The organism is Streptomyces sp. NPDC089799, from assembly GCF_040684755.1.
Classification (GTDB): domain Bacteria; phylum Actinomycetota; class Actinomycetes; order Streptomycetales; family Streptomycetaceae; genus Streptomyces.
Genome location: NZ_JBFBGR010000009.1, coordinates 221,572 through 246,192 on the forward strand (window position 1 = coordinate 221,572; position 24,621 = coordinate 246,192).

29 protein-coding genes, 1 tRNA gene and 1 pseudogene are annotated in these 24,621 nt (G+C 71.0%); 12 read left to right on the forward strand and 19 right to left on the reverse strand.

What is annotated here, in order from left to right:
• Positions 1-44: 44 nt before the first annotated feature.
• The 6 genes from AB0O36_RS12690 to AB0O36_RS12715 all read left to right on the forward strand — a co-directional run bounded on the left by AB0O36_RS12690 (position 45) and on the right by AB0O36_RS12715 (position 4,526).
• Positions 45-488, forward strand: coding sequence for a DUF3052 domain-containing protein (locus AB0O36_RS12690; protein ID WP_365108082.1), 444 nt, complete (start codon positions 45-47; stop codon positions 486-488).
• A 122-nt stretch (positions 489-610) separates the two neighbouring features.
• The gene (locus tag AB0O36_RS12695) at positions 611-1,069 is read left to right on the forward strand and encodes a peroxiredoxin (RefSeq protein ID WP_365108085.1); all 459 of its coding nucleotides are present in this window, start codon (positions 611-613) and stop codon (positions 1,067-1,069) included.
• A 142-nt stretch (positions 1,070-1,211) separates the two neighbouring features.
• Complete coding sequence (locus AB0O36_RS12700; RefSeq protein ID WP_365108087.1) at positions 1,212-1,787, forward strand: TerD family protein; 576 nt, start codon at positions 1,212-1,214, stop codon at positions 1,785-1,787.
• Positions 1,788-1,896: 109 nt separating this feature from the next.
• On the forward strand, positions 1,897-2,472 hold the full coding sequence (locus AB0O36_RS12705; protein ID WP_365108090.1) for a TerD family protein: 576 nt from the start codon (positions 1,897-1,899) through the stop codon (positions 2,470-2,472).
• Between the two features lie 25 nt (positions 2,473-2,497).
• Complete coding sequence (locus tag AB0O36_RS12710; protein ID WP_365108313.1) at positions 2,498-3,613, forward strand: DUF475 domain-containing protein; 1,116 nt, start codon at positions 2,498-2,500, stop codon at positions 3,611-3,613.
• A 172-nt stretch (positions 3,614-3,785) separates the two neighbouring features.
• Positions 3,786-4,526, forward strand: coding sequence for a Tellurium resistance (locus AB0O36_RS12715; protein WP_365108093.1), 741 nt, complete (start codon positions 3,786-3,788; stop codon positions 4,524-4,526).
• A gap of 8 nt (positions 4,527-4,534) precedes the next feature.
• On the opposite strand, the gene AB0O36_RS12720 is transcribed toward AB0O36_RS12715, so the two are convergent.
• Positions 4,535-5,332: a TerD family protein gene (locus AB0O36_RS12720; RefSeq protein WP_365108096.1), complete on the reverse strand. Its 798-nt coding sequence runs from the start codon at positions 5,330-5,332 to the stop codon at positions 4,535-4,537.
• A 389-nt stretch (positions 5,333-5,721) separates the two neighbouring features.
• Between AB0O36_RS12720 and AB0O36_RS12725 the strand changes: the two genes are divergently transcribed.
• The 4 genes from AB0O36_RS12725 to AB0O36_RS12740 all read left to right on the forward strand — a co-directional run bounded on the left by AB0O36_RS12725 (position 5,722) and on the right by AB0O36_RS12740 (position 11,178).
• Positions 5,722-6,900, forward strand: a complete 1,179-nt coding sequence (locus AB0O36_RS12725; protein ID WP_365108099.1) for an HpcH/HpaI aldolase/citrate lyase family protein — start codon at positions 5,722-5,724, stop codon at positions 6,898-6,900.
• The gene (locus tag AB0O36_RS12730) at positions 6,900-9,584 is read left to right on the forward strand and encodes a phosphoribosyltransferase (protein ID WP_365108102.1); all 2,685 of its coding nucleotides are present in this window, start codon (positions 6,900-6,902) and stop codon (positions 9,582-9,584) included. Before AB0O36_RS12725 ends, AB0O36_RS12730 begins: the two co-directional genes overlap by 1 nt.
• Positions 9,581-10,402: an HAD family hydrolase gene (locus AB0O36_RS12735; protein WP_365108104.1), complete on the forward strand. Its 822-nt coding sequence runs from the start codon at positions 9,581-9,583 to the stop codon at positions 10,400-10,402. The genes AB0O36_RS12730 and AB0O36_RS12735 overlap by 4 nt, the downstream gene beginning before the upstream one ends.
• A gap of 116 nt (positions 10,403-10,518) precedes the next feature.
• Positions 10,519-11,178 (forward strand): O-methyltransferase, encoded by a 660-nt coding sequence (locus tag AB0O36_RS12740; RefSeq protein ID WP_365108107.1) that lies wholly within the window; start codon positions 10,519-10,521, stop codon positions 11,176-11,178.
• 48 nt (positions 11,179-11,226) lie between these two features.
• Here the strand turns inward: AB0O36_RS12740 and AB0O36_RS12745 are convergent, their stop codons facing one another.
• From AB0O36_RS12745 to AB0O36_RS12755, 3 genes are all read right to left on the reverse strand, one after another.
• Positions 11,227-11,436, reverse strand: a complete 210-nt coding sequence (locus AB0O36_RS12745) for a zinc ribbon domain-containing protein (protein WP_365108109.1) — start codon at positions 11,434-11,436, stop codon at positions 11,227-11,229.
• Positions 11,437-11,453: 17 nt separating this feature from the next.
• Positions 11,454-12,056 carry a DUF4383 domain-containing protein gene (locus AB0O36_RS12750; RefSeq protein ID WP_365108112.1) on the reverse strand — a complete coding sequence of 201 codons (603 nt, stop codon included), beginning with the start codon at positions 12,054-12,056 and terminating at the stop codon, positions 11,454-11,456.
• 112 nt (positions 12,057-12,168) lie between these two features.
• Complete coding sequence (locus AB0O36_RS12755) at positions 12,169-13,461, reverse strand: hypothetical protein (RefSeq protein WP_365108115.1); 1,293 nt, start codon at positions 13,459-13,461, stop codon at positions 12,169-12,171.
• A gap of 65 nt (positions 13,462-13,526) precedes the next feature.
• Here AB0O36_RS12755 and AB0O36_RS12760 point away from each other — a divergent pair.
• Positions 13,527-13,601, forward strand: a tRNA-Val gene (locus AB0O36_RS12760).
• Positions 13,602-13,666: 65 nt separating this feature from the next.
• Here the strand turns inward: AB0O36_RS12760 and AB0O36_RS12765 are convergent.
• The 12 genes from AB0O36_RS12765 to AB0O36_RS12820 all read right to left on the reverse strand — a co-directional run bounded on the left by AB0O36_RS12765 (position 13,667) and on the right by AB0O36_RS12820 (position 22,300).
• Positions 13,667-14,806 (reverse strand): site-specific integrase, encoded by a 1,140-nt coding sequence (locus AB0O36_RS12765; protein WP_365108117.1) that lies wholly within the window; start codon positions 14,804-14,806, stop codon positions 13,667-13,669.
• Positions 14,806-15,003: a helix-turn-helix domain-containing protein gene (locus AB0O36_RS12770; RefSeq protein ID WP_365108120.1), complete on the reverse strand. Its 198-nt coding sequence runs from the start codon at positions 15,001-15,003 to the stop codon at positions 14,806-14,808. Before AB0O36_RS12770 ends, AB0O36_RS12765 begins: the two co-directional genes overlap by 1 nt.
• 525 nt (positions 15,004-15,528) lie before the next feature.
• Complete coding sequence (locus AB0O36_RS12775) at positions 15,529-17,004, reverse strand: ATP-binding protein (protein ID WP_365108123.1); 1,476 nt, start codon at positions 17,002-17,004, stop codon at positions 15,529-15,531.
• Positions 17,005-17,889 carry a DNA primase gene (locus AB0O36_RS12780; RefSeq protein WP_365108126.1) on the reverse strand — a complete coding sequence of 295 codons (885 nt, stop codon included), beginning with the start codon at positions 17,887-17,889 and terminating at the stop codon, positions 17,005-17,007.
• Between the two features lie 85 nt (positions 17,890-17,974).
• On the reverse strand, positions 17,975-18,484 hold the full coding sequence (locus AB0O36_RS12785; protein WP_365108129.1) for a hypothetical protein: 510 nt from the start codon (positions 18,482-18,484) through the stop codon (positions 17,975-17,977).
• 4 nt (positions 18,485-18,488) lie between these two features.
• Complete coding sequence (locus AB0O36_RS12790) at positions 18,489-18,644, reverse strand: hypothetical protein (RefSeq protein WP_365108132.1); 156 nt, start codon at positions 18,642-18,644, stop codon at positions 18,489-18,491.
• Between the two features lie 28 nt (positions 18,645-18,672).
• Positions 18,673-18,861: a hypothetical protein gene (locus AB0O36_RS12795; RefSeq protein WP_365108135.1), complete on the reverse strand. Its 189-nt coding sequence runs from the start codon at positions 18,859-18,861 to the stop codon at positions 18,673-18,675.
• A gap of 23 nt (positions 18,862-18,884) precedes the next feature.
• Positions 18,885-19,127: a hypothetical protein gene (locus AB0O36_RS12800; protein ID WP_365108138.1), complete on the reverse strand. Its 243-nt coding sequence runs from the start codon at positions 19,125-19,127 to the stop codon at positions 18,885-18,887.
• Between the two features lie 154 nt (positions 19,128-19,281).
• The gene (locus tag AB0O36_RS12805; RefSeq protein ID WP_365108140.1) at positions 19,282-21,351 is read right to left on the reverse strand and encodes a cell division protein FtsK; all 2,070 of its coding nucleotides are present in this window, start codon (positions 21,349-21,351) and stop codon (positions 19,282-19,284) included.
• An 86-nt stretch (positions 21,352-21,437) separates the two neighbouring features.
• Entirely contained in the window at positions 21,438-21,662 is a 225-nt protein-coding gene (locus AB0O36_RS12810) for a DUF6257 family protein (protein ID WP_365108143.1), read from the reverse strand.
• Positions 21,663-21,738: 76 nt separating this feature from the next.
• Complete coding sequence (locus AB0O36_RS12815; RefSeq protein WP_365108146.1) at positions 21,739-22,119, reverse strand: DUF6251 family protein; 381 nt, start codon at positions 22,117-22,119, stop codon at positions 21,739-21,741.
• Positions 22,120-22,141: 22 nt separating this feature from the next.
• Complete coding sequence (locus AB0O36_RS12820; protein WP_365108322.1) at positions 22,142-22,300, reverse strand: hypothetical protein; 159 nt, start codon at positions 22,298-22,300, stop codon at positions 22,142-22,144.
• 147 nt (positions 22,301-22,447) lie between these two features.
• Between AB0O36_RS12820 and AB0O36_RS12825 the strand changes: the two genes are divergently transcribed.
• Positions 22,448-22,939 (forward strand): hypothetical protein, encoded by a 492-nt coding sequence (locus tag AB0O36_RS12825; RefSeq protein WP_365108324.1) that lies wholly within the window; start codon positions 22,448-22,450, stop codon positions 22,937-22,939.
• On the opposite strand, the pseudogene AB0O36_RS12830 reads toward AB0O36_RS12825, so the two are convergent.
• The 3 genes and pseudogenes from AB0O36_RS12830 to AB0O36_RS12840 all read right to left on the reverse strand — a co-directional run.
• A pseudogene (locus AB0O36_RS12830) lies at positions 22,832-23,197 on the reverse strand (DNA cytosine methyltransferase); the annotation flags it as partial. The gene AB0O36_RS12825 and the pseudogene AB0O36_RS12830 sit on opposite strands and share 108 nt — an antisense overlap.
• Positions 23,198-23,244: 47 nt before the next feature.
• The gene (locus AB0O36_RS12835; RefSeq protein ID WP_365108149.1) at positions 23,245-24,087 is read right to left on the reverse strand and encodes a DUF2637 domain-containing protein; all 843 of its coding nucleotides are present in this window, start codon (positions 24,085-24,087) and stop codon (positions 23,245-23,247) included.
• Positions 24,088-24,154: 67 nt separating this feature from the next.
• The gene (locus AB0O36_RS12840; protein ID WP_365108152.1) at positions 24,155-24,424 is read right to left on the reverse strand and encodes a DUF6284 family protein; all 270 of its coding nucleotides are present in this window, start codon (positions 24,422-24,424) and stop codon (positions 24,155-24,157) included.
• Between the last annotated feature and the right edge of the window lie 197 nt (positions 24,425-24,621).

Sequence of the window (24,621 nt, forward strand, 5' to 3'; positions counted from 1 at the left end):
CGCGCAGCCGAAGACATACCCCGAACATGAGCAGGAGGCACCCCGTGAGCGCGACCGCGGACCACGCGGAGACCAACCTGGCCGCCCGGCTGGGTTTCCAGTCCGACCAGGTGGTCCAGGAGATCGGCTTCGACGACGACGCCGATCAGGAATTCCGCGAGGCCATTGAGGAGCAGATCGGCAGCGATCTCGTCGATGAGGACTACGACGACGTTGCCGACGCCGTGCTCCTCTGGTTCCGGGACGAAGACGGCGATCTGACGGACGCGCTGGTCGACGCCACCGAGTTCGTCGAAGACAACGCGGTGATCCTGCTCATGACGCCGAAAACCGGCCGTGACGGTCACGTGCTCCCCAGCGACGTCAACGAGGCCGCCACCACCGCGGGCCTCTCGACGAGCAAGCCGGTGAGCGTGGGCAAGGACTGGACCGCCAACAAGCTGGTGACCCCCAAGGCCGCCAAGGCCGCCAAGACCGGCAAGCGCTGAGCCGCGTTCCGCACCCGAGCGGACGGAAACCCCGCCGACCCCGGTCGGCGGGGTTTCTGCCTTCCCCGCGCCCCCTCGATAGGCTGGGGCCATCCGAACGGCCCAATGGAGGGATGCGAGAGATGGCGATCGAGGTCGGCAACAAGGCTCCGGACTTCGAGCTCAAGGACAACCACGGCGCGACCGTCCGGCTGTCCGACTTCCGCGGTGAGAAGAGCGTCGTCCTGCTCTTCTACCCCTTCGCCTTCACCGGCGTGTGCACCGGCGAGCTCTGCGAGCTCCGCGACCAGCTGCCCCGCTTCCAGAACGACGACGTCCAGCTGCTCGCCGTCTCCAACGACTCGGTGCCCACCCTGCGCGTGTTCGCCGAGCAGGAGGGCCTGGAGTACCCGCTGCTGTCGGACTTCTGGCCGCACGGCGAGACCTCCCGCGCGTACGGCGTCTTCGACGAGGACAAGGGCTGCGCCGTGCGCGGCACCTTCATCATCGACAAGGACGGCATCGTGCGCTGGACCGTCGTCAACGGCCTGCCCGACGCCCGCGACCTGAACGAGTACGTCAAGGCGCTCGACAGCCTCTGAGCCGCCCGGGCGGGGTCACGGCCGGGGCGGTACCGGCCTAAAGGTGTCTCCGGGCGGGAACCCGTCACTAGGATCGGACCGTTGACCCGGTAGCAACCGCACGACGGGGCCCCGCCCCAGACAAGTAACCAATGGAGGATCCGTGGGAGTCAGCCTCAGCAAGGGCGGCAACGTCTCGCTGACCAAGGCCGCCCCCAACCTGACGGCGGTCATCGTCGGTCTGGGCTGGGACGCTCGCACCACCACCGGCACCGAGTTCGACCTCGACGCCAGCGCCCTGCTCACCAACGACCAGGGCAAGGTCGCGATCGACGGCAACTTCGTCTTCTTCAACAACCTCAAGAGCCCCGACGGCTCCGTGGAGCACACCGGTGACAACCTCACCGGTGAGGGCGAGGGCGACGACGAGCAGATCAAGGTGAACCTCGTCGGCGTGCCCGCCGACGTGCACCGCATCGTCTTCCCGGTCTCGATCTACGACGCCGAGACCCGGCAGCAGAGCTTCGGCCAGGTGCGCAACGCGTTCATCCGCGTGGTGAACCAGGCGGACAACACGGAGCTGGCCCGCTACGACCTGAGCGAGGACGCCTCGACCGAGACCGCCATGGTCTTCGGCGAGCTCTACCGCAACGGCGCCGAGTGGAAGTTCCGTGCCATCGGCCAGGGGTACGCCTCGGGCCTGCGCGGCATCGCGCAGGACTTCGGCGTCAACGTCTGAGTCTCCTTCTGCCGGCCCGCCGGCAGTCCACCCGTCCGGCGCCGCGCACCCGTCCGTGTGCGGCGCCGGACGGTTTTGCCACCACCACGTGTTCCGGGGAGGACCACACATGGGCGTCACGCTCGCCAAGGGAGGCAATGTCTCCCTCTCCAAGGCCGCACCGAATCTGACCCGGATCCTGGTCGGCCTCGGCTGGGACGCGCGCTCCACCACGGGGGCCGACTTCGACCTCGACGCCAGTGCGCTGCTGTGCAACGGCGGCCGGGTGCTGGGGGACCAGTACTTCGTCTTCTACAACAACCTCAAGAGCCCCGAGGGCTCCGTCGAACACACGGGTGACAACCTCACCGGTGAGGGCGAGGGCGACGACGAGTCGATCATCATCGACCTGGCCCAGGTGCCGGCCGAGGTGGACAAGATCGTCTTCCCGGTCTCGATCCACGATGCGGACGCCCGCCGGCAGACCTTCGGCCAGGTCACCAACGCCTTCATCCGCGTGGTCAACCAGGCGGACGGCCAGGAACTGGCCCGCTACGACCTGTCCGAGGACGCCTCCAGCGAAACCGCGATGATCTTCGGCGAGGTGTACCGCTACGGGGGCGAATGGAAGTTCCGGGCCGTGGGGCAGGGGTACGCGTCGGGCCTGCGGGGCATCGCTCTAGACTTCGGGGTCAACGTTTCGTAAAGCCGTACAAGAGCATGGGGTGCCAGTGGTTCTGAAAACCTTCGGCTGGTCGTTCGCCATCACGGCGCTCGGCCTTGCCTTCGCCGCTTGGCAGTGGGGGTGGGAGGCGTTCGGGATCGTGCTGATCCTGTCGGTCCTCGAAATCTCGCTGTCCTTCGACAATGCCGTCGTAAATGCCGGAATCCTGAAGAAGATGAATGCCTTCTGGCAAAAGATCTTCCTCACGATCGGTGTTCTCATCGCGGTCTTCGGCATGCGACTGGTCTTCCCCGTTGCCATCGTCGCGATCAGCGCCAAGGTCGGACCGATCGAGGCCGTCAACCTCGCCCTGGACGAGCCCGCGAAGTACGAGGCGCTGGTCACCGACGCCCACCCCGCGATCGCCGCGTTCGGTGGCATGTTCCTCCTGATGATCTTCCTGGACTTCATCTTCGAGGACCGTGACATCAAGTGGCTGCACTGGCTGGAGCGGCCGCTGGCCAAGCTCGGCAAGGTCGACATGCTGTCGGTCTGCATCGCGCTGATCGCCCTGCTCGTCACCGCGATGACCTTCGCGACCGAGGCCCACACCAGCACCGGCCACGCGGACAAGTCCGCCACCGTGCTGCTCGCCGGCGTCGCCGGCCTGATCACCTACCTGATCGTGGGCGGCCTCTCCTCCTACTTCGAGGACAAGCTCGAAGAGGAAGAGGAGCGCGAGCACGAGGAGGAGGAGAAGGCCAAGGCCGAGGGCAAGCAGGTCTCGGCGGTCGGCCTGGCCGGCAAGGCCGCGTTCTTCCTCTTCCTCTACCTGGAGGTGCTGGACGCCTCCTTCTCCTTCGACGGGGTCATCGGCGCCTTCGCGATCACCAACCACATCTTCTGGATGGCGCTCGGCCTCGGCATCGGCGCCATGTACGTCCGGTCGCTCACGGTCTACCTGGTCCGCGAGGGCACCCTGGACGACTACGTCTACCTGGAGCACGGCGCGCACTACGCGATCGGCGCGCTGGCCCTGATCCTGCTGGTCACCATCCAGCACGAGATCAGCGAGGTCATCACCGGCCTCATCGGGGTGGTGCTCATCGCCGCGTCCTTCTGGTCCTCGGTCCGCCGCAACAAGCGGATGGAGCTGGAGGAGGCCGCCACCGCCAAGGCGTGACGCCCCCGTGCGCCCCCGCGCGCAGCCGGGACATGACGCAAAGGCGTGCGGCCGAGGCATGAGCCGGCCGCGTATGCGGAAACATTGACAGGGGGTGGCCGTCCGGCCACCCCCTGTCGGTGTTCCCGGCACCGGGTCACTCCGGTGGCGGTTCGGACGTGGGGGGAAGGACATGGGGTTCTTCGACGGGCTCAGGGGAGGCCGGGCGGCCCAGTTCCAGTCGGGCGCCGCCTCGTCGAACGCGATCGAGCTGACGCGTCGGCACCCGGCGGTCTCGCTGACCAAGCAGGGCGCCGTCACGGGGAACCTGCGGGTCAACCTGTCCTGGCGGATGCGGAGCTCGGACATAGGCGGCCGGTCGGGGCAGAGCGGCCAGCTGTTCCGCCATCCGTTCAAGCTGTTCAAGCCCGAGGTGGTGCAGGCGCACACCCAGGGCATGGTCAACGTCGACCTCGACATGGGCTGCCTGTACGAGCTGGCGGACGGCACCCGGGGAGTGGTCCAGCCGCTGGGCAACCTCCTCGGCGACCTCAACGACCCGCCGTACGTGAAGCTCAGCGGCGACGACCGCTTCGGGTCCCCTTCGGGGGAGACCCTCTACGTCAACCTGGACCACGCCGAGGAGATCAAACGGCTGCTGGTCTTCGTCTACATCTACGACCAGACCCCGGCTTTTGACCGGACCCACGCCGTGGTCACCCTCTACCCGATCAGCGGACCGCGCATCGAGATCGCCCTCGACGAACGGCACCCCGAGGCCCGCTCCTGCGCGGTGGTCTCCCTGGAGAACACCGGCGGCGAACTGGTCGTCCGCCGCGAGGTGCGCTTCGTCTACGGCTTCCAGGCCGAGCTGGACCGGCTGTACGGCTGGGGGCTCCAGTGGGGGCGGGGCTACAAGAGCAGCGCCCGCTAGCGCGGGCCCTAGCGCCGGGCGAACTGCGGCCCCTGCAGCGGCAGCCGGAAGGACGGGTCCCCGCCCGGTCCCGGCACCGGGGCGGGGGACACCGGCTGCGGGTACCCGTAGGCGGGCTGCACGGCCGGCGGGGCCTGCGTGGGCGGCGCCGACGGGACCGGCGGCGCCGCCGGCACCGGGTGGGGCGGGGTCGGCGGCCGCATGGCGGTGGTGGCCTCGGGGTCGCCGGCCGGGGCCCCGTCGGGGGCGTCGGCGTCGGGGTTCTCGTCCACCGAGATGCCGTGGTCGGTGGCCAGCCCCACCAGCCCGTTGGAGTAGCCCTCGCCGAGCGCCCGGAACTTCCAGCCCTCGCCCCGGCGGTACAGCTCCCCGCAGATCAGAGCCGTCTCGGCCCCGGTCTCCGGCCGCACGTCGAAGTGCGCCAGGGGGTCCGTGCCGCCCGCGCCGGTGGCGTCGTAGAGCAGGATCCGCAGGTCGTGGACCCGCTCGAAGGGCACGTCCTCGGCGGAGGCGACCACCAGGATCCGGTCCACCGCTGCGGTGACCGAGCCGAGGTCGGCCTGCACCGCGTCGGTGACGCTGTCCCCGATCAGCTTCTTGCCGAGCCGCCAGACCGCCCCCGAGGGGTGCCGCGGCTGGTTGTAGAAGACGAAGTCCTCGTCCGAACGCACCCGCCCGTCCGGGCCCACGAGCAGCGCCGAAGCGTCCACGTCCGGAACCTCGGGGCCAGTGGTCCAGCGCAGCACCGCCCGGACCGCCGCGGCGGTGACCGGAATGTTGGAGCCCTTCTGCATCGCGTGCGTCATGCCGGTCATCCTGCCCTCCCGGGCCGGACCGGGACAATGCGGCCCCCCGGTGCGGGCCGGACCGATCCCCGCCCGACCCTTGTCGGGAGCCCCGCAGCCCGTGCATGGTGCAAGGGGATCCGCGTGCGCGGGTCGCGGGAACGGGTCGCGGGAACGGGCCGCACGATCGGGTCACAAGACCGGGTCACAAGACCGGGTCACAAGATCGGGTCACAAGACCGGGTCACAAGATCGGGCAGATCGGCCGCCACCGTTCACGACCGGCCGCTACCGCCCAGTCTTCAGGACGGTTACCTGGATTTCATGTGCGCGAGGAACTCGGCATCGCATTCGTACGTACTATTACCGGCCACGCCAGTTGGGCCGCCGAGGCAGTACGGGGGAAGCACATGCGTCATTTCGGGCACATATCGCCCGCGACCCGTGAGGGTCTCTTCCACCGGGAACCGGCCGAATTCACCGCCGCTTCCCCCGCCCGCATTCTTGCCGCGGCCCTGGGTGCCACCCTCTACAGCCCCGCCGTCCGGCCGCACCTGGCTTCCGACATCCGCAAGCAGGCGGCCCGCGGTGTCGTGTCCATGGTGCTGTGCCTGGAGGACTCCATCAGCGATGCCGAGGTCACGGCGGGTGAGGAGAACCTCGTCCGGCAGTTCGCCGAGCTCGAAGCGCAGGCCCGCGAGGGCGGTGCAGCCGAGCTGCCGCTGCTGTTCGTCCGGGTCCGCACACCGGAGCAGATACCGGACCTGGTGGCCCGGCTCGGCACCTCCGTCCGATGGTTGGCCGGATTTGTACTTCCGAAATTCACCGAGGGCAGTGGCACGGCCTTCCTGGAGGCCGTCGCCGCCGCCGAGGAGGCGAGCGGCCGGCGCCTCTACGCCATGCCCGTCCTGGAATCCCCCGAGCTGCTCCACCTGGAGACCCGGGTCGAGGCCCTCGCCGGGATCTCCCGCACGGTCAACCTCCACCGCGACCGGGTCCTCGCCCTCCGGCTGGGCGTCACCGACTTCTGCTCCGCCTACGGACTGCGCCGTTCCCCCGACATGACCGCCTACGACGTCCAGATCGTCGCGGGCGTCATCGCGGACGTGGTGAACGTGCTGAGCCGGGCGGACGGCACCGGCTTCACCATCACCGGACCGGTCTGGGAGTACTTCCGCCACCAGGAGCGGATGTTCAAGCCCCAGCTGCGCCGGAGCCCGTTCCTGGACGGCCAGGCCGAGGACCTCCGCACCACCCTGATCGAGCACGACCTGGACGGCCTGCTGCGCGAGATCGAGCTCGACCGCGCCAACGGACTCCTCGGCAAGACCTGCATCCACCCGGCGCACACGGCCCCGGTGCACGCCCTGTCGGTGGTCTCGCACGAGGAGTTCAGCGACGCCCAGGACATCCTGAGCCCGGAGCGGGGCGGCGGCGGAGTGATGCGGTCCGCCTACACGAACAAGATGAACGAGGTGAAGCCCCACCGGGCCTGGGCCGAGCGCACCATGCTGCGCGCCGAGGTGTTCGGGGTGGCCAGGGAGGAGGTCGGCTTCGTCGACCTCCTGACGGCGGGACTGCAGGTCTGATGGGATCGACGGAAGGCAAGACGATCGACACGGTGGGATCGGGCGCGGTGCCGCGAGCCGGCACGGCGGTGGTACCGGGCGTGCCGGAGGTGTGGTCCGGGACGTGGGTCGCGGACCGGCTGGGGGTGCGCCTGGACGGCGCCGGGGACCTGCCGGGGCTGCTCGGGCTCGCCCTGCGCCGCAACCCCAAGCGGGCCCACCTGCTCGTCTCCCGGGTGCTCGGCAAGCACGTGCCGCAGTCCCCGGCCGTGGTGTACGGCGCCGGGCACGGGCTCGGCGAGCGGGTCCGGGAGCTGCTGGGCGAGCAGGCGGCCTCCGCCGTGGTCCTCGGCTACGCGGAGACCGCGACCGGCCTGGGCCACTGCGTGGCCGACGGCCTGGGCGCCGCGCCCTACCTGCACTCCACCCGCCGTCCGGTCGCCGGGCTGACCCCGGCCGGCGGCTTCGAGGAGTCCCACTCGCACGCCACCTCCCACCTGCTGCTGCCCGAGGACCCGGCGCAGCTGGCGGGCACCGGCCCGCTGGTGCTGGTCGACGACGAGTTCTCCACCGGCAACACGGTCCTCAACACCATCCGCGACCTGCACGCCCGCCATCCGCGCACCCACTACGTGGTGGTCGCCCTGGTCGACATGCGTTCCGCGGCCGACCGTGACCGGCTGGCCGCCTTCGCGGCGGAGCTGGGCGCCCGGATCGACCTGGTCGCGCTGGCTTCCGGGACGGTCGCCCTGCCGCCGGACGTGCTGGCGAAGGGGCAGGCCCTGGTGGCCGAGCACGAGGCGGGTGCCGGTGCGGGCTCCGGTACGGGTGCCGGGGCCGGTGCCGGCGCGGGGTCGGAGCCGGCCGCCGGGGTCGGGCGCATCGTCCTGGACTGGCCCGGCGGGGTCCCCGACGGGGGGCGCCACGGCTTCACGCCCCTCCACCGGACGCGGCTGGAACGAGCGGTCCCCCGCCTCGGCGCGCAGCTCGCCTCGGCGCTCGGGGCGCGGCCCGGGAGGGTTCTCGTACTCGGCAACGAAGAGCTGATGTACACCCCGCTGCGGCTCGCGAAGGCCCTGGAGGACACCGGCGCGGCCGCCGAGGTCCGGTTCTCGACCACGACCCGCTCGCCGGTGCTCGCCGTGGACGACCCCGGCTACGCCATACGCACCCGGCTGGTGTTCCCCGCCCACGACGACCCGGCGGACGGCCCGGGCGACCGCTACGCCTACAACGTGGCGGGCGCCGGCTTCGACGCCGTGGTCGCCGTCGTCGACTCGGCCGGGGACACCCCCGCCCTGCACGCGCCGGACGGGCTGCTGGACCGGCTGCGCGGGCACGCCGGGCGGGTACTGCTCGCGGTGGTGCCGTCGTACGTCCCCGCAGGCGCGGCCGACACCGACTCCGCCGACGCCGCCTCCGCCGACGCCGTCCCCGCCGACACAGCCGCCGCCGGCACGGACACCGATCCCGCCGACGCCGCCCCCGGCGACACCGACACGGTGCGCACCGACCCCGTCGTCCCCGACCGGCAGGAGCCGATCATGCTGTCCGAGCCCCTCCGCGGGCCCGCGTTCTCCTCCTACGCCCCCGAGGACGTCGGCTGGCTCCTGCAGGACCTCTCGGACGTCCATCTGGAGGCCCCCACCGAGGAACGCGAGGAGGCCATCCAGGCGGGCGGCGCCCACTACGCCGAATCCCTGCCGGTGGAGTACCAGCCGAGCCCGCACTACCAGGAGCTCTACCACTCGGCGCTCCGCGCCTCCGCGACCCGGATCGCCCGCGCCGTCGGCACCGTCACCGAAACGGTGCTGGCCGAGCGGTCCCCGTCCCCGGTACTGGTCTCGCTGGCCCGGGCCGGCACCCCCGTCGGCGTGCTGATGCGCCGCTGGGCCCGCCACCGGCACGGCCTGGACCTGCCGCACTACGCCGTCTCGATCGTGCGCGGCCGCGGCATCGACGCCAACGCCCTGCGCTGGCTGGCCGACCGCCACGACCCGGCCGACATCGTCTTCGTCGACGGCTGGACCGGCAAGGGCGCCATCACCCGCGAGCTGCGGGCCGCGCTCGAAGCCCACCGGGAACGGGAGGGCGGCCCCGGCTTCGACCCCGAGATCGTGGTGCTCGCCGACCCCGGCGGCTGCGTCGCCACGTACGGCACCCGGGAGGACTTCCTCATTCCCTCGGCCTGCCTCAACTCCACCGTCTCCGGCCTGGTCTCGCGGACCGTGCTGCGCGCCGACCTGGTCGGGCCGGGTGACTTCCACGGCGCCAAGTTCTACCGGGAGCTGGCCGGGGCCGACGTCTCGACCGCCTTCGTCGACACCGTGGCGGCCCGCTTCGACGAGGTCTCCGACGCCGTCGACGCCGAGGTCAAGGAGCTCCTCGCCACCGACCGCACCCCGACCTGGGAGGGCTGGGCGGCGGTCGAGCGGATCAGCGAGGAGTACGGCATCCACGACGTGAACCTGGTCAAGCCGGGTGTCGGGGAGACCACCCGGGTGCTGCTGCGCCGGGTGCCGTGGAAGATCCTGGCCCGCCGGGGCGCCGGGCCCGACCTGGACCACGTACGGCTGCTGGCCGAGCAGCGCGGGGTGCCGGTCGAGGAGGTCGACGGCCTGCCGTACACCTGTGTCGGACTCATCCATCCCCGCTTCACGAGAGGCGCCACGGGCGCCGACGGAAAGGCTGTGGTCAACCGGTGACCGTCCTGATAGCGAGCGATCTCGACCGGACGCTGATCTACTCCTCGGCGGCCCTCGGGCTGACGATGCCGGACCCGGAGGCGCCGCGGCTGCTGTGCGTGGAGATCCACGAGGGCAAGCCGCTGTCCTTCATGACGGAGACGGCGGCGGCCCTGCTGGCGGAGCTGGCGGGCCGGGACGACGTCGTGTTCGTCCCGACCACCACCCGGACGCGCAAGCAGTACCAGCGCATCCGCTTCCCCGGACCGCCCGCGCCGTACGCGATCTGCGCGAACGGCGGGCAGCTGCTGGTCGACGGCGTTTCCGACCGGGACTGGCGGCGGACGGTCGCCGGGCGCCTGGCGCGGGAGTGCGCCCCGCTGGAGGAGGTGCACGACCGCCTGGTCGGCACGGCCGACCCGGCGTGGCTGCGCAAGGCCCGGGTGGCGGAGGACCTCTTCGTCTACCTGGTGGTGGAGCGGGCGCTGGTGCCGGACGAGTGGCTGAAGGCGCTCACCGAGTGGGCGGAGGCGCGCGGCTGGACCGTGTCCCTCCAGGGCCGCAAGATCTACGCCGTCCCGCGCCCGCTGACCAAGAGCGCGGCGATGCGGGAGGTGGCCCGGCGCACGGGTGCCACGCACACCCTGGCCGCGGGGGACTCGCTGCTGGACGCGGACCTGCTGCTGGCGGCGGACCGGGCCTGGCGGCCAGGCCACGGCGAACTGGCCGACGCCGGATGGCGGGCTCCGGGCGTGACCGCGCTGACGGCGGCCGGGGTGCTGGCGGGCGAGGAGATCGTCCGGGCGTTCGGGCGGGCGTCGGCGGAGGCCGGCCGATAGGACGGTGGCAGCGGGGGCGGGCCCGGTGGGACGGCGGCAGCGGGACGGGGGCGGGGGCGGCGCCGGGACTGGCGGAAGTCGGGGCGACGGCGGCGGGATGCTGCGAAACTGTGATCATGACCAAGGGCAACACCACCAAAATCACGGATGAGTTGTACGCCTACATGCTCGCGCAGAACCCGCCGCTGACCGCGGTGCAGCACGGGCTGATCGAGAAGACCTGGGAGAAGTTCCCGGACGCCGCCGGCATGCAGTCGGCGGAGGAGCAGGGGCCGCTGCTGGCGTTCCTGGTCGGGCTGACCGGTGCCCGCCTCGTCGTCGAGGTGGGCACCTTCACCGGCTTCTCCGCCCTCTCCATGGCACAGGCCCTGCCGGCCGACGGCAAGATCATCGCCTGCGACGTCTCCGAGGAGTGGACGGCGTACGGGCGCGAGGCCTGGGCGGAGGCCGGCGTCGCGGACCGCATCGACCTGCGGATCGCCCCGGCGCTGGACACCCTCCGCTCGCTCCCGGCGGAGCCGCACGTCGACATGGCGTACATCGACGCGGACAAGACGAGCCAGATCGACTACTGGGAGGAACTCGTCCCGCGGATGCGCCCGGGCGGTCTGATCGTCACCGACAACACCCTCTTCCACGGCGAGGTCGTGGACGAGTCGGCGCCCGGCACGCCGGCCGCCGTGCGCGCCTTCAACCAGCACGTCCGCCAGGACGAGCGGATGGAGAGCGTCCTGCTGGCCATCTCGGACGGCCTGACGCTCTCCCGCAAGCGCTAGGGGGCCGGGGGCGGGGGCAGAACCGGCTGCGGGGGTCGAACCGGGGCGCTAGCAGCAGCCCCCGCCGCCACAGCAGCCCCCGCCACCGCCCGCCGGGGCGGGGGCGGCGCTGGTGCCGCCGACGGCGACGGCGGACAGCAGCTTCACGGTGTCGGCGTGCCCGGCGGGGCAGTCGGCGGGATCACCCGACTCGGCCATCGGGCGGCTGAGCTCGAAGGTGTCGTCGCAGGTCCGGCAGCGGTATTCGTAGCGAGGCATGCAGGCATGCTAAACGCTCAGGAGCCGTGGGGGAGCTGCCTGCGCAGGTACTGCTCGTGCCCGCTCGACCGGGCCTGGAGCCGGGCCCGCGCCCGGTCCTCCCGCGCGGCCTCCTCGGGGTGCCGGGCGCGCCAGTACGGATTGTCGTGCGGCAGCGCACTGCCCACCCGCCCGTACATCCCGAACCACATGAGCATCACGCCCACGATGAAGCTGAACAGCACGTTCTGGATGTGGAACGCCAGGAAATTGAGCTCCGTATCCAGCAGGGCGAGGTTCACGAACCCGCTGGCGATGAACAGCAGCCCCAGCACGATGTTGAGGGTGGAGGCGAAGTTCCCGCCGATCACCATCCCCGTGAACAGCAGCAGCCCCACGCAGATCGACAGCACGCTGAGCGCACCGTTGGTGTTCAGCCCCAGCACCCGGTCCCCACCGGTGTCGAAGAACCCGATGTTGTCGGTGAGGCCCAGGATCCCGAAGGCGACCAGCAGGAGGCCGGTCAGCCCCGCCCCGACCCGGTAGACCTTGCTCAGCTTGTGGTCCACCGGCAGGTGCTCGTCGAGCCGTGCGGTCACCGGCATCCGCAGGTGCGGCTCGACGTGACTGGCAACCGGCATCCGCGCATGGGTTTCGGCGTGACTGGCCATACCCCCAGCCTGCGCCGCCGGGGCCACGGGGACAACCGGGTACGGGGGACAGGAGGGGATGGGCGAGGGACAGGGGACGGGATCAGCCGATTCCCCGCTGGGCGCGGATGTCGCCGACCACCCGCCCCACCCGACCCCGTACGTCCTCCAGCTCCTTCAGGAACTGCCAGTAATCGGGGTGCCGGCCGGTCAGGCCCGCCACCGCCCGGTCCAGCCGCGCCACCGCGTCGTCCAGCGGCCGGGCGTGCCGCGGGTCCGGCACCGTACGTCCGTCCATGGCGAGCCGCTGCGCGTCCCGGATCGCGAACCGGGTCCGCGAGACCTCGACCTCCGGGTCCCGGGCGACCGCCTCCAGCCGCTCCAGCCGGTCCTGGGCCTCCGACACCGCCCCGTCGACCGCGTCGAGCAGCGCCCGTACGGTCCCGAACAGTGCGGTGGCGTCCGCCCACCGCTGCTCCTCGCGCGCCTTGCCGGCCTCCCGCAGCCGCTCCTCCGCCTGCCCGACGTCCCGTGCCGCCTGCTCCGGAACCGGCTGCAGGTCCTGCCAGCAGGCCGCCGAGAACCGGCGGCGCAGCTCGCTCAGCACGGGGTCCACCCGCTCCGCCCGGTTCCGCAGCGCCTGCGCCCGCGTCCGCAGGCTGACCATCCGCCGGTCCATCTCGGCGGCCCGTTCCGGCAGCCGCTCGGCCTCGGCCCGGATGCCCTCGGCTTCCCGCAGGATCCGGTCGGCCCGCTGCAGGGTCTCCGGCACGCCGTGCTGCCCGGCCCCCTGCGTCAGCTTGGTCAGCTCCGGCCCGAGCGCCGCCAGCCGCGCCGCCAGATCGTCGGCCCGCATGCCCTGCACCCGTACGGCGTCCAGCGCGTCGCTCGCCGCCAGCAAGCCCGCCCGCGCCCGCTCCCGGGCCGGCGCCACCTGCGCGAGCTGGCTCTCGGCCCGGTCCAGCAGCGGCCGCAGCCCCTCGGCGAACCGGTCCAGCTCCCCCTTGACCCGCACCAGCTCGTCCCGGGCCCGGTCCAGCTGCTGCTTGGCCCGCCCTGCTGTCCCGGCATCAAGATCGACCCGGTCCAGGTCGTGCGCGTCCACGGCCTCGATATAGGTGTGGCTGACCTCGTCGATCCGCCGCCCCAGCGCTCCGAACCCCTCCACGGCCTGCCGCCCGGCGGGACTCCCGTCCACCGCGGCGATGGTCTCGATCGAGATCCGCAGGTCGCGCTGTGCCGTGTCCAGCTCGTAGAACGCGGCCGCGGCGGCATCCTTCGCGGCCTGCGCGTCCGCCCGCCGGCTCTCGTCCCGCCCGCCGAACCACCGCCGGGATGCCGTCGTCACAATCCCACTCCCGTACGCGTCCACCCTGCCCCGCCTGCCTCGCTCCATTCTCTCCCACCCCTACGCGTTTGCGTCCGGGGTACGCCCTGCATGTAGGCTGTCCACTCATCCGCGGGTGCGTAGCTCAGGGGTAGAGCGCTGCTCTTACAAAGCAGATGTCGGCGGTTCGAAACCGTCCGCGCCCACCAGTACAAAGGCCCCCAGCCGATCATGGCTGGGGGCCTTTGACGGTAGTTCTTGACGGCAGTTGGCCCTACGGACGCCGCCGCCGCAGCATCCGGTCCATGTGCCCGATGGCCTCGCGCCGGGTCTCTTCCGTCACGTGCGTGTAGATGTTCATCGTGACGGCGATCTGCGAGTGCCCCAGGATCTCCATGACGACCCGCGGGGGCACCCCTGCGGCGAACAGGAGTGTGGCGCACCCGTGCCGCGCGTCGTGCAGCCGGACCCGCGGGAGGCCCGCGCCGTCCGCGATCCGCTCGAACGACCGGCTGATGTTCCGCGGCTCGATCGGCCGACCGGACCGCGTGGTGAACACGTAGCCGCTCTCCTGCCAGTCCGCGTCGGCCGCCTCCCGTTGCGCTGCCTGGCGAAGCCGCTGCCAGCGGAGCGGTGCCACGCACATCAGCGGGATCGGGATCACCCGTGTCCGCCGGTTCTTGGTGCTGTCCGCGTACAGCTCCTTCTGTACCCGCTGGATCTGGTTGCGGACGGTCAAGGTCCGACGGTCGAGGTCGATGTCCGTCCAGCTAAGCCCGAGGACCTCCCCACGACGCAGGCCGAGTGCCACGGCGAGCACGAATGCGGCGTACAGGGGGTCCAGCCGTGCCGCTTCCAGGAAGGCGACCGTTTGGTCGAGGTCCCAGGGCTTCAGCTCCCGTGACTGGACGCGGGGCGCCGGCACAAGCTGGACGACGTTCCGGCTGATCAGTTCCTCTCGGCAGGCGGCGGAGAGCGCGCTCCGGAGCACCCGGTGCGACTCCTTCGCGGTGGCGGCCGACGCCTGCGTGGTCACCGTGGTCAGCATGCGGCGCACGTCGGCGACGGCGAGGTTCTCCAAGCGCTTGGAGCCGATGTTGGGGATCAGGTAGCGCCTGACGTGCGTCTCGTACTTCGCGTACGTCGTCTTCTTCCGCTCCGGCTTCACGAACTCCTCCAGCCAGTACGGGAGCCACTCCGAGAGCCGCGCGGACCGGGTGGGCGTGGGCACCCCCTGCCGGTCGCGCAGCACCAACTCCTGCCGCTTGGTGTCGCACTCCTCCCAGGTCTTGCCGTAGACGGTCTTCCTCTTACGCGTTCCGTCGGGCTGGGGCACGTAGACCCGCGCCTCATAACGGCCGTCCGTGCGCTGCCAGATGCTGCCGGCGCCGTTCGGGTTCCTCTTGCGTGCCATCAGGCAGCTTCCTCCAACTTGGTTTCCAGGTAAGCGCGCACGCTCTCGGCGGGGATGCGGCGCGAACGGCCCTCGGTGAAGCTCGGCAGGGCGCGGGAGCGGATCAGGTTGTAGACGGTGAAGCGGCTGAGCCGCAGGGCGGCCATGACCTCGGGGACGGTCAGGGCCTGGTGGGTAGTAGGCAGGGCTGAGCTCACTGCGGCCTCCCATGGCAGTGGTTGCTGACGGTGTCCTGCTGGCTGTATGCGTCGCGGGGCAGGGTTCGGGGCCTCTCCAGGCGTCGCCGCGTGTGTCCGAGGCTCGGATTTCTGCGTCACCGCGTCACCTGCGTCATTCGCTTGGCTGACCTGCGGTTTTCGGTGACGCAGAGCTGGGCGCGTGTGTCACCGGCTTGTGTCACCGGGTCACCGGGTGACGCAAGCCGGTGACGCGGGTGACGCGGGGTGACGCAGCTGTGGGCCGTCTGCGTCACCCGCGTATCCACAGGTCACAAGCTGTTTGTTGGCCTGTGGTGACGCAGGTGACGCAGCGTCCCTTCTCTTAGGACAAAGAGGGGGGTGCCTTGTAGTGGTGCGGTGCGCCATAGAACGCGAAGACGGAGCCGCAAAGCGGCACGTCCTCTGCAGCGGCGGCAAGCCGCCGGAACAGCAAGAGGAGCACGCCCCTCCCGGGGCCGGGGTGCTCCTCTTGCCTGTGCATGACGCGGGCGTGGCGGCGCGGGGTTAGAACATCGGATCCGACGGGTCCGGCGGCCGGGCGGCAGGGCGGGTCATCTCGATGTAGCGGGCGGTGTTGGTGCGGCCCCAGTCGACGAGGACACCGCGCGCGGCGAGGGTCGGCTGAAGCCGTTTGAGGCGGTCGGAGAGGACCTTGCCGGTGGTGGGCCACCCCTTGGGCAGGGGACGGAAGTCCTCGCCCGTGTAGAGCTGGGTGAGGGCGTGCAGCCACTCGGCGGAGGTCATCCGGACTTCCTCTCCCGGGTCGGTGCCGGCGGCGTGCTTGAGGACGGTCTGGGCCAGCAGGTCCCCTTCGATGACGTCGTCGTTGAGGTCGTTGAGGGTGGCCCGGTAGGCGGTCAGCGCTCCAAGGCCGGTGGCTGCGTCGAGCTGCGCGCACAGGTGGGCGAAGTCGGCCATGCGCAGGTCGGTGGGAATGTCGGCCTGCGCGGCCCGGACCTTGACGGTGAGGTCGAGGAGGGAGCCGAGGATGACGGGCAGAGCCTCTTGGAACTCCGCCCACAGCTCTTCCTCGGTCCGCCGCACGCGGGGCCGCTCCAGGCGGAGCGGGAGAAGCCGTTCGGCGAGGTCGGGCCGGATGACGCCCACGTCGATGCCGGTCAGCAGCAGCGGCCGGCGGTAGCGGGCGCGGACGACATCGCCGTCGGTGTAGAGGGCCCGCTTGATGGTCTCGGCCCCGGTGACGATGCAGCACATGAGGTCGGACAGGTCCGGGGCCAGATGGGACAGGTTGTCCAAAGCCGTGACCCACCCGGCAGCCACGGCCGCGATCAGGTTCTCCTCGTCCTTCGGGGCCCGGCGCAGGTCGGCGCTCATGCCCTCGATGATTCGGACAAGCATCCGCCCTCCGGTGGACTTGCCCGCGCCCTGGGGGCCGGTGAGGAAGGGGGCGGGGACAGGTACGGACGGCCCAAGGCACCCGATCAACCACGCGACGGCCAGACACTCGGTTTCCGCGTTGGCGAAGTTGCACAGCCGCAGCAGAACGTCCAGGCCCTTGCCGTCGGTGTCCTTAGCCGGCAGGGGCAGCTCTCCGGTGAGCTGGGTCCGCCGCCAGCACACCTCTTCAGGCGGGGGGGTGACGATGTCCCAACCGGTGGGGTGGATGCGAACGGACTGCCCGTCCGTGCGGCCCAGGTCTAGCCACGTCGCCCCGTCGAATCCCGGCGCGACCCGGATATGGACGGGCTGCACCTCCTGGCTCATCGCGAGTGCTTCGATGAGGTCGAGCGCCTCTTTGAGCGCGGTCCCGTTGAACACGCCGCGCCCGTCCCTGTAGAGGCCGACCATGAGTTCCTGGCGGTGGCTGCCTGCGGTGCCCTGTGAGCGGATGGGCCGGGCCACGGGGTGGCCGTTCTTCTGCGCGAACACGGTCCCGTCGGAGGTGCGGAAGTACCGGAAGTGCGCTTGGGCGTAGTCGGTGATGATCTCGCGGGCCGGAGTCTTCTCGTCGTCGGCCATCTACAGTCCCAAACTCGTACGGGCGTTGTCCCAGGCATCCGTGCAGTGCCGCAGTGATTCCCCCTTGCCCTGGGCGGCACTGAAGAGCCGCGCGATGTGCGCCTCGCTCAGGCATCCGCACCGGCCATGGGCGGACAGCACGGCGAGGAACATCCGGTATACGGTCCTGTGGATCGCGTCGGGTGCCTCTTTGATGCGCTGCTCGGCCATGGAGATGCCACGCTCCAGGTAGGCGGGCGAGCGGTGGGGACACTCCCCGCCCCCGGCTGGCGCGGGCACCGTGACCACGCGGGGCGTCGGCTGGGCCGCGGTGGGGTGCTTCACCGCGAGCGCGCGAACGGCGTCCGGCAACGGCGCCATGGAGCCGGCGCCAGGGCCGCGCCACTGCACGTAGCCCATGGTGGACTTGAGGTCGACACCCTCCCGGACACCGTTCACCGAGCGCATGGCGCCCCGGTAGACCCAGTGCTCGCCCCGGGTGGTCGCAACGACCGTGGTTGCGGGCAGGTTCTGGCGGGCCCACGCGACCGCGACGGCGTTGTCGAGGTCCACGACTGTGAGTCCGGCCCCGCCCGGGTGGTAGGCGACGGCGTGCGCCTGCTTCCAGGCACCAGCCCACGCGGTCGAGGTGAGAACGTCGCGGTCGGTCGTGGCGGCGGCCCAGGCATGGCAGGGGGCGGGGCACTGGCAGGGGCCAGCCGCCTTCATCTGGGGACGGTCGCCGCAGGCCGAGCGGGTGCAGGCCGGGCAGTTCCCGTAGGGGAGCTTTCCCTTCCGCAGCGGCAGCACAGGCAGGCCAATGTTAGCGAGCCAAAGCGCGGTGCGGAGGTGAGCGGGTAAGGCCAGGCGGCGCGGGCCTCGCGGGAAGTCGGTCGTGTGGGTCATGCTGGGGGTCTCCAGTTCTTGAGAGTGCTGGGAGACAAGGGCGGCCCCGCTTCATTGGCGTGAGAGGGGGCCGCCCTTGGCGTAGCTACTGGTTGTTGGCCCAGTGGGCGTACTGCTGGCGGAGGTAGCCGCGGGGGCTGAGGAACGCGTCGTCGGCGTCGGGGTCGCCGTGGTGGAGACCGGGGTGGTGGGTGTCGAAGACCCGGAGGCGGTGGGCCGCTTCGATGGCCGCATGCAGGGCGTCGCCATCGGTGTCGTGGTGACCGTCGGCGAGGGCGATGCGGTCGAGCAGGGCGGCTTTGCGGAGCCAGAAGACACGGGCCTCACGGGGGTCTGCGGAGTCCAGGCCGTGCCGGACGTGCCGGGCCGTCCATCCGATCTCACTGATGACCGAGGGGGCCTTGGCGTAGGCATCTTCCGGCGTCGGCCACATGGTTGAGTCCACGGTGCGGTGGTCGGCGGTGATGTACAGGCGTTCCTTGCCTGCCGTACGGGAGGGCAGGCGGCGGACCGGGCCGGTGGTGAATGCCCGGCTCAGGGCAGATGTGATCGGGCCGGTGTCGGTGGGGTCGCAGATGATGCGGATCTCGAACATGGCTTCAGCTCTCCTCTGCTTCTTCGGCGTGGTCAGCCATGTCGTCCAGGACCAGGAGGAGTTCACCCAGCTGACGTCGGCTGATTCGGCAGGTGTAGCGGTCTTCGAGGTCGTCCCAGTCCAGTGCGACGGTCACCACCTCGTCGGGGTCGAGGTCCATTTGGATACCTCCGTCTGGTCGGTGTGGGTCAGAGGTTGGGGATGGCCTGGACGATGGCGGTGGCCATCTGGTTGATGGGTCCGGCGGCGCCGGTGGAGGCGAGGAAGAAGCCGAATCCGGCGGCGGTGAAGGCGCTGCCGGCGCTGAGGCTGCCGGAGCGCAGGAGGAAGTACAGGACGAGTCCGAAGACCGCGACGAGCGAGACGGTTATGACCATTCGGGGTGTCCTTCCGGGGGTGGTCAGCGGTTGCCGGCGCGGTGGATGTCGCGGCTGTGGTTGAGCAGGCGGTAGCCGATGCGCAGGCGCTTGCCCTGGCCCTTGCAGCGGCGGCACAGCTTGGTGACCTTGGTCCGGCCGTGGTGGTCGGTGCGGAGCTGGGCGCCTATGCCGTCGCACTTGCGGCAGGTGCCGAAGGGGCTGGCCGCGCAGAGCCCGGCGTAGATGCCAAGGGTCAGGGCGGCGAGGGCGCTAACGATGAGCACGGGTGGTCCTCTCCCGGCATAGGGGCGGTTTCGGGGGCGCGGAGCCGGGTCCTGCTAGGCGCTAAAGCCCAGGTCAGCGGCATGCTGGGGCGCTAGTGGGGGTGCTAGACCTAGCAGTGCGGGCTGCTAGGTCTAGCGGGTGTGCCGGCGGTGTTCAGGCGGCCCGGTCGGCGTCGCGGCGGGTGATGGCGGCGGTGATGTCGGCGCGGTCGATGCCGCGCCGGTTGGCGCCCTTGCCGTCGTCGGTCTGGCCCCAGACCTGTCCGGTCTTGATGCCCCAGGGCTTCAGGGCAGCGGTGACGTTCTCGCCCTTCCAGCCGGTGTAGGTCTCCGGCCGGAGGTCGGCGAGACGGGCGGCGATCCGCTCGCACCACACCGACTTCTCGGAGGCCGGGATCACCTTCAGCACGTCGGCGAGGATGTCCACCCCGGTCCCGGCTTCCGGCCCGGCGCCGGTGGCGTGGCCGGTGACGTTGCCGTACTCTTCCCGCGCCTTGCGGGCCCGGGCGACGATGGCTTCGGCCGCGACGGCGTCGACGAACGCGGAGGCCACGATCTTGGGGTCGTCTCCTTCACCGGCCATCCAGCAGATGCCGCGGTCGGAGCGGGAGAACATCGTGGCCCGGTACCCGGCCTTGTACATCGACGTGCCCAGGATCATGTCGTTGGCCGGCTGGCCCATGACCTTCAGCGCGAACCGCAGCACCGCGTTCGCGGAGATCCCGGTGGGCAGGGACTTGGCGTCGGGGCGCTGGGTGCCGAACAGGCCGATCATGCCCAGGGCCGGGCCGCGCTTGGTGATGTCGGTGCAGATCGACTCGATCTCCGCGCCGTACTTCTCGTGCTCGAACGGCACCTGGCACTCGTCCAGACCGACCAGCACCGGGTGCAGGCCCAGGGCCTTGTCGGAGGCGAGGTCGGGGGTGACCTTGGACTCCGGGCAGCGAGTACGGGGCAGGGACTTGATGACCTTGGCCCTGCGGCGGAGTTCGTCCTGGAGTTCGCGCAGGGACTGCACGACGTACTCGATGTCCTCGTCTTCCTCGCCGGCCCGGTAGCGGTGGCAGACCGGTTCCAGGGCGGAGAAGTCGCCGGTGCCCTTGAAGTCGAACGCGTGGATCTCCGACCGCGGGTCGAGCGCGCCGATCAGCAGGAGCAGCCGCATCAGGAAGGTCTTGCCCATGCGGGGGATCGAGCCGACGACGACGGAGGCGAACATCAGGGTCACGGCCACGTCGCGCATGCGCTGGTCGTTGCCGAACACCACGGGCTTGAACAGGTCCACCGTGCCCGTCTTGGCCAGCGGCCAAGCCGGTTTGGTGGTCTCGTTCATCGGCTTGTCCCCGACCCACAGCACCAGCCGTCCCTCATGCTCCGAGGGGTCCGGGGAGGGCCACACGCAGCCGACCTTGCGGCGCAGGCCGGAGGCCAGGGGCTTGCGGGCCTCCATGATGTCCTCCGGCGTCACGCCGTACGGAAGGTCGAGATCGGCCCGGTAGCCGGGCCCGTCACGCACGATCTCGGAGGTGAAGCGCAGGCCGTTCATGTCCCCGCCCTTCTTGATGGCGGCGGAGATCTTCTGATTGCCGATGCTGTCCAGGCCGCGCAGCACGATCGACCCGGTCAGCTTCTGCACCTCGGTCTTGAGCACCGCCGGGCCGATGACCTTCTCGTCGGGCTGCTGACCGCCCAGCCCCAGCAGCAGGACCCCGCCAGCGGCGAACGCGTACAGGTAGGCGGGGGCCAGGACGTACAGCCACAGCGCGAAGGACAGGCCGAAGACGGCGGCGACCAGGGTCACCAGCCCGCGGAGCTTGACCCGCCCGGCGCGCAGCCGCGCCAGACGCATGTACTCCTCCACGTCCTCGCTACGGACGGCGAACGACCGCAGCGGGGCCGCCTCGCGGTCCCACACCCACCGGTTGGTGGAGACGACGAACCGGCAGGCCCCGCGCGGGGACCGGGCCCCCAGACGCGCGGTGTACACCGGGATCCGAACCCCGTGGTACAGGGCGGCGTAGCCGAGGTTGCCGCCCGCGTGGCGGGCGGTGGCGGTGAAGTCCCGCCGGTTGGTCAGCCATCCGGCCAGGACCGGCCGGCGCTTCTCCACCGTGACCTTCGGGTCAGGCAGGCTGGGGTTGTCGACCATCTTCGGCACGATCGGCTCGGCGTCCAGGTCGGGCACTGCCCGCAGATGGCTGCTGGGGTTGGGCTGATCGGTCATGCTGGGGTGTCCTGTCTCGTGATGAGCGGGCAGGGGCCCCGAGGCGGCCGTCCCGGCCAAGGAATCGGGCCGCCCCGGGGGCGCAGCTACTTGCCGTTGCGGCGGGTCTCCGCCGCCTTCTCCTTGCGCTTGAGAGCCGCCTTCTCGATCCGCTCGACCTTGCGCTTGAGGTCGCCGAGGTGGACGGTCTCGCTGGCGATACCGCGCTTGGCCATCCGGGCGATGTTCCAGCCGATCGCGAGCTTCTCGCCGGTGGTGAAGTCGGAGAACCGCAGCTCGTCGTATCCGTCGATGCCGTCGTTACGGGCCATGACATGTCCCTTCCGGGCCGGGGCTGTCCCAGCTCCCCTCACCACCCGCCCAATGGCGGGTGGATCGGGCAACCGGTCAGCGCCGGCCGCGACGGGCGGACCGCAGGTTCTTCGCGGCCTGCGCCCCCTCGGGGCTGCCGATGGACTTCACAACCGTGTGGACGCCCCAGCCGAGCATCAGCGCCAGGAACGCCAGGAACGCGATGTTCGCGGCGATCGCGGTCAGCACGCCGACCAGCAGCGGGCCGAAGTAGACCCCGGCCGCGACCGTGCCCGCGCCGATACCGGACCCCAGGGCGAGCCGCTGGACGATCCGGTCCGGGGGCGCCTGGTGGATGTGCTGGTGCACGACCTGCGGGCCGGAGTACGCGGCGGGCAGCTGGTCGGCATAGACGTGGGTACCATCCGGCAGGCGGACCACTGAGGCCGAACGGACAGGCTCGGGCAGATGGTTCATGGTGTCTCCCTTGTCAGGGGTTTCAGGCGGCCGTCACTGCGTCGCAGCTGTCGGCGGCGTCGAGCAGCAGGCGGAGGGCGGCTACGGCCTGCTGGGGGACAACGCCGTTGCCGAGGGCTTTGAGCTTGGCCGTACGGGACAGGCCGGGGACGTCGGTGACGTGGCCGGCGGGCAGACCCATCAGCCACTCGACCAGCGGCGGGTTCAGTCGTCCCAGAGCGTCAGTTGGCCTGGGACATGGACGTCCGAGGACCGACTCCCACCGGGCGATGACCGCGGTGTAGGGGCCCCAATCCGGGCCGCCGCCGAGGGGAGCGTCAGGTCCCCCTTGGACCCGCGCTGGTTCGGGCCGCCTTTGCTGCCGTCCGTCGCCCGCGGCGTCGGCAACAGCTTCGCGTACGACAGATCCGACAGCGTGGGCGAACTGCTGCGTGGGTTGGGTGCCGTCGCCTGCCGGGCTCCCTTGGAGTCGCCCACCACCGGCGTGGGCAGCAGCGAGATGGCGTGCCGCAGGTTCATCCCGCCCTGCGCCGCGCGCCCGGTCCCGGTCGCCTCCGAGGTCGAGGGCGTCGGCAGGAGCGAGACCACGTTCGGCAGCCCGTCCTCGAAGCCCCGCCCACGCCAGTCGCGGGCCCGCGGTGTCGGCAGGCCGGGCGAGGAGGAAGAGCCGTTTACGCTGGTGCGCGGCGCCGATGTCGGACGCGCGAAGAGAGCACCATTCCGCATCGAACCCGAGGGCGGCAAGGTCAGCGAGGACGGTGTCGAATCCGAGAGAAAGGTGCCCTGCGACGTTCTCAAAGACCGCGTACCGGGGTCGTAGAACGCCAAGGGCACGGGCGATGTGGGGCCAGATGTGCCGCTCATCGGCGACTCCCTTGCGTTTGCCGGCGGAGCTGAACGGCTGACACGGGTAGCCCCCGCACAACACGTCCACCGGCTCCACCCGGTGCCAGTCCACCGCCGTCAGATCCCCCAGGTTCGGCACCTGGGGGAAGCGGTGGGCGAGGATGCGGGACGCGCCCGGGTCGTTGTCCGCGACCCACGCCAGCGACCCGCCGAAGACGGCTTGGACGGCCATGTCCAGACCGCCGTAGCCGGTGCACAGCGAACCGATCCGCAGCCCGCTCACAGCACCACCGCCGACGCGTCCGCCGCTTCCGTCCGTTCGGCCCGCAGGGTGTCGCGGAGCATCCGGCCGTTCGCCGGCGAGGTGCGCAGGGCCTGCCGGAGCCGATCGGCCGTCAGTTCCTTCGCCGACCACGACTCCGTCAGAGTCCTTGCCTCGGCGAGTAGTTCGTCTTGAGTGCGCGTCGGTCGGGTCGATCGGGCTGCCTGAGGGAGCCGACCGGTCGCCCGACGCGGGCGCGGCCGATCGGCCGCCAGCACCGCCACCGGCTGTCCGTCCGCGCCGATCAGCAGGTCGCCCGACTCGACCAGATCCGCCGCCGAGGACAGGGCCGGAAGGGCGGGCGGTACGGGAGGCTCAGGCTGGTCAGGAATGGATTGCTTTGCGGATTCCTGTACCGATTCCTCCGCAATCGGATCGGTGTGCGGTCGGTGGTGGAGGACCTTGCCGACCAGATCCGATCCGAAGTAGATCGACCCGACCGGCAGCGACGCGGCCAGCAGCACCAGCGCCCAGTTCACCGGACCGAACTCCGCCAGCCGACTCCACTCACCGGCCGATCGGCCGTGCAGTCCGTGCACGTAGTTCAGCACCAGCGACGCGGCCGTGTACGCAGCCAGCACCCGCAACGCGAACCGCCGATCGGGTCCGGTCAGGACCAGCGCGGCAACCAGAGCCAGGGCCATCAGCCCGTCGACCACGAACGGGTACAAGGTCGCGGCGGTCTCATCCGCCCCGATCGTCTTGGCCACATCCTTCAACGCGTTCCACGACACCCGGAACGCCATCCCGACCACACCCACCAGCGCGGCCACCAGCGCGACACGCGCCTTGCCGCTCACCGCCCAGCCCCCGCACCACCGCGGCCGAGGGCTACCGGCGTCCCGAGCCCACCGAACGGCGGGGCGCTCACGCCGCATCCCTCGGACGCGAGTGAGCCGCGAGCTTGTCCGCCAAGGTCCGGCGCTCGGCCAGCACTCGCCGGCGCGCCCGGCGCAGGCGCCGTTCGTCCAGCTCGGTCGGCACCCGGTCGAGCAGGGCGATCCGTACGTCGAGCTCGTCGACCTCCGCCGAGATGACCGGCATCTCCAGCTCGATCGCGTCCAGCTCCGCATCCGTCGGCTCACGGTCGAACGGGGCGGCGGTAACAACCGCCTGAACAGCAACGATGGTCTTCATTGGGTCTTGCTCCTCTCACACAGGAACGGGCCCGAACAGCGCCCCCGGTGTTCCAGCACCGGGGGCGCACGTCGTTGTGAAGCAGGAAGAACCCCGGCTCCCCTCGACCCCGCCCGTACGAGACGGGCGGGGAAGGCAACCGGCCGCCGGCCGAGGGCCAAGCGGTGGGGTTGAACGTGCGTAGTGGTCTCTTTCCG